This window comes from Pseudoalteromonas rubra (assembly GCF_005887095.1).
Lineage (GTDB): Bacteria > Pseudomonadota > Gammaproteobacteria > Enterobacterales > Alteromonadaceae > Pseudoalteromonas > Pseudoalteromonas rubra_E.
Map to the genome: position 1 here is coordinate 1 of NZ_PNCI01000175.1, position 219 is coordinate 219.

The 219-nt window shown below is 45.7% G+C and carries 1 protein-coding gene; it reads right to left on the reverse strand.

The features are described 5' to 3' along the window. On the reverse strand, nt 1-219 hold a 219-nt coding region (locus tag CWB99_RS23775; protein ID WP_138686253.1), incomplete at both ends, for a M13-type metalloendopeptidase.

Sequence of the window (219 nt, forward strand, 5' to 3'; positions counted from 1 at the left end):
GCGCATCGTTTCCGGTCTGTTTACTAGTTTCCAAACCTGGGCAAATCCCAAGAAAAACCGCTGATCGGGCGTAAAACCGTCAATTTTATCGGTTCCCTGCCCTTGTTTGGTCATTTTAAACGCATCATAGGCAATGGCTAAACCGCCTATATCTGCAAGGTTTTCTCCCAGTGTTAGTGAGCCGTTTACATGTAAACTATCGAGCACCACAGAGCTATT